Source organism: Actinosynnema sp. NPDC059797, from assembly GCF_042732085.1.
Taxonomy (GTDB): domain Bacteria; phylum Actinomycetota; class Actinomycetes; order Mycobacteriales; family Pseudonocardiaceae; genus Actinosynnema.
Map to the genome: position 1 here is coordinate 1 of NZ_JBHWIE010000558.1, position 3457 is coordinate 3457.

Here is a 3457-nt window from a genome sequence, read left to right on the forward strand (position 1 = left end):
GGGTCGGCCGTGCCCGCCGCGAACTAGAGCCGCGGGTGGGCGTTGGCCAGCAGTTGGCGGAACTGGGCGGAGAACCAGTGGCCGGACAGCGGGGCGTTGGCCAGCGCGCCGGACGGGTTGTTGCCGTTGCGGGCGTTGCCGCCGTAGGTCGGGTCGCACATGCGGTCGAAGCCCTTGCCCTCGTTGTTCGGGATCTCCCGGCTGGCTCCGTCGGACTCGCCCGGCGGCTTGGCCCACACGTAGGCGTCCACGCCCGTCGCCGGGTTCGCCCTCGGGCGCTCGCCGATGCCCGCGCCGGACTGGTTGCACCAGTTGCCCAGGTGGATGCGCCGGTCGTAGCGACCGCCGTCCACGTAGGCGTCGACGCTGGTCGTCGGGCCCTTGGCGGTGGGGCGCTGGGAGCCGCCCCAGCCGTTGCGGGAGGTGTCGACCAGCATGCCGATGTCCGACCGGAAGCCGGCGCTGATCAACTGCGTGCGGAAGGCCTGCACGAACGACAGCTCGTCCACGTACCGGTTCCAGTCCACCCACTTCGACTGGCGCACCGACGTGCCGTTCACGGTGTCGTTGACGGTGTAGTGGTCCTCTTTGAGGACGCCGTAGTTCGCCGTGTTCGAGATGAACCCGGTGACGTTGTCGACCGTGCTGCCCGAGGCGCGGGCGGCCTGGGCGAACAGCGTCGCGGAGGCGCCGAAGTTGTCGTCCCACCCGATCCAGCCGTGGTGGGCGGCGTCGATGTAGTTGTAGACGTTGCCGATCGCGCCGAGCTTGGCCAGCGCGTAGCCGACGCCGTTGACGTAGTTGCCGTTGGCCAGCATCCGGTCGCACATGGCGGTGGCGGTGGGCCGGCCGCCGACGTTGGTGACCAGGTTGGGCAGCGAGTCGATCTCGATGATCGTCACGATGCGCAGGTTCGCGTACTTCGACTCGCCCATGATCGCGGCGATCCGGTCGATGTACTCGGTCTTGTACCGGGGCAGGTCGTCCGGCCCCAGCTCGCCGTTGGACGCCAGCGCCGCGCAATCGCGACCGGGCAGGTTGTAGATGACGAACTGGACCACCACCTGCCGCCCGCCCGCCTGGCTCACCGCGTTGTCCAGGTGCGCGCGCAGCCCGCGGGCGCCCGGCACGCCGTCGATGGCGGCGATCCGGTCCAGCCAGATGAAGGTCGGCTGGTTGGCGATGGCGGAACCGCCGTCGGCGCGGGCCTTGGCCGCCCAGTCCGGGTTGACGTACACCGAGGCGCCGGCGTACGGGTTGTCGACCCGTGCCGCCGCGGTGACGTCCGCGGTGGCGGGACCGGCGCCCACCAGCACCGCCGAAATGAGGGCGGCGACCGCCGCCACCGCGATCCCGCGACGCGACCCCTGTTTCCGGAACCGCTTTGAAGATGACTCCATCGGCATCTCCGATCCTGTTCAGATCAGTGCGGGCGGCGGATTTCGGGAATGTTCCCGGTCGACCGACCGTAGCAGGGAGGACGTGACCCGTGAAGAGCTGTTCGAAGTTCACCACCGCAGTCGATCAATAGCCCGGGATTTTCGTCGGCGCGAAATATCGGCCCGACTAGAATTCGACTCGAATTCTCCTTCGAACGCGTCGGCCGCGGAAACCCCCGCGTCGGCCGGCGGCGGGAGCCCCCTGCTCGCGCAGCCGCACCGCCCCGCCGCGCACCGGCGCGCGGGCAGACCCATGGCCGCCCGGCGCGCCGCCCGGGTGCGGCCCTGGAGCGCGCACCGGCGCGCGGTCGGACCCGTGACCCGAAAGCACCTATGACGGTTCGTGATCAGCCATCTACGGTGGGTCCGTGCCGCGCCGCGTGATCCACTCCTCCGGGGGTGGCGACGCCCTTCCCGCACCCGCCGGGGAAGCCCCGCCCGGTCCCGCGCGACCGGGGAGCGCCTGATGCGCGACGTCACGCGAGGTCTCGGCGGCGTCGAGTTCGTCGAGGGACGGCGGCACCGGCACCTGGTCGGGGACGGCGTCGAGGTCGGGCGCGGTTGCCCGGTCACCGCGCGGGACACCGCCGACGGCGGGCGCGAGTGGCTGGTGACCGGCTACGAGGAGGCCCGGGACTTCCTGCGCGACCACCGGTTCAGCCGGGCGGTCCTGGCCGAGGCGCAGCACCCGCGCGGCCCCGCGACCAGGATGTCGGTCACCGACCTCGACCCGCCGTCGCACACCCGGATCCGCGCCCTGATCGGCGGCGCGTTCTCCGCCCGGCGCACCGAGCGGCTGCGCGGCCACGTCGAGCGCACCGCGGAGGAGCTGCTGGACGGGCTGATCGCCGCCGCGCCGACCGCGGACCTGCTCGCCGACCTCTGCGCGCCGCTGACCTTCGCCGCGCAGGCCGAACTGCTCGGCGTGCCGGCGTCCCGCCGCACGGCCATCCGGGAACTGGCCACCGCGCGCCTGGGCGCGCCCGGCGCCTCGCGCACCGAGGTCTACCGGGGGGAGCTGCTGCTGCACGAGGAGGTGTCGGCCCTGCTGGCCGACACCGACGACCCCCCGACCGGCCTGTTCGCCGAACTGCTGTCCGCGCACCGGGACCGGGGGCTGCTCGACGCCACCGAGCTGACCGGGGTGGCGGCCTCCCTCTTCTTCGACGGGCACGCCCTGGCCGCGGCGCAGATCGCCAACGCCGTGCTGTGCGCGCTGTCCCGGCCCGGCCTGCTCGCCGGGCTGGACCGGCGGCCGGACCTCCTGGCCGGCGTGGTCGAGGAGTCCCTGCGCTACAGCCCCTCGGTGAACTTCAGCATGACCAGGGTCGCCACCTCGGCGGTCCGGCTCGCCGGCGCGCGGATCGAACCCGGCGACCGGGTCACCGCCCTGTTACCGGTGGCCAACCGCGACGACGCCGCCTTCGCGGACCCGCGCCGGTTCGCCCCGGACCGCACCCGCGCCCGGCACCTGTCCTTCGGCCACGGCACGCACCACTGCCTCGGCGCGCACCTGGCCCGCGTCGAGATGCGGGCGGCCCTGCGCGCGCTGGCCCGGCGCGCACCGCGCCTGTCACTCGCCCTGGACGAACGGGACCTGGCCTGGGCGGTCACCCCGACCATGCGGACGCTCACCGCGCTCCCGGTCCGCTGGAACGCCCCGACCCGGTCGGTTGCCCGCGGCTGACGGGAAAGCCGGGCACCGGATCCGGCGTTTTCCGATCTCACCCTTGCGCGGACAATCTGTTTTTCACCCTAATTGATTAGCTGCGTGGCGATGGAAGTGGCCGCCCCCTACGCTGCCCCGAGGGTGCGACGAAAGGAAAAACCATGAGCGAACTTCCCGGCCTCCCCATCGTCGGTCTGCTGGCGGACGAGGTGGCGGTGCTGCCGGACTGGCAGGTCACCTTGTTCGAGGGGGACAGCGACTGAAATCCGTCCCGGTTGCGGGCCCCGGCCCGCCCGGGTGCCCCCACCTCATAGGGTAAAGGGCCCCCGCCGGGGGAACCCGAAACTCC

General features: G+C 72.5%; 2 protein-coding genes. One reads left to right on the top strand and one right to left on the bottom strand.

All coding sequences use genetic code 11. From position 1 onward, the window contains the following. Positions 1–23: 23 nt before the first annotated feature. Positions 24–1400, bottom strand: coding sequence for a glycoside hydrolase family 6 protein (locus tag ACFV4N_RS41545; protein WP_499678191.1), 1377 nt, complete (start codon positions 1398–1400; stop codon positions 24–26). 505 nt (positions 1401–1905) lie between these two features. Between ACFV4N_RS41545 and ACFV4N_RS41550 the strand changes: the two genes are divergently transcribed. After that, entirely contained in the window at positions 1906–3126 is a 1221-nt protein-coding gene (locus tag ACFV4N_RS41550) for a cytochrome P450 (protein ID WP_499678192.1), read from the top strand. The last annotated feature ends 331 nt before the right edge of the window (positions 3127–3457 follow it).

Bases quoted from the DNA above. Each gene is read 5' to 3' on its own strand.
- ACFV4N_RS41545 (WP_499678191.1), bottom strand. From the start codon at position 1,400: ATGGAGTCATCTTCAAAGCGGTTCCGGAAACAGGGGTCGCGTCGCGGG.
- ACFV4N_RS41550 (WP_499678192.1), top strand. From the start codon at position 1,906: ATGCGCGACGTCACGCGAGGTCTCGGCGGCGTCGAGTTCGTCGAGGGA.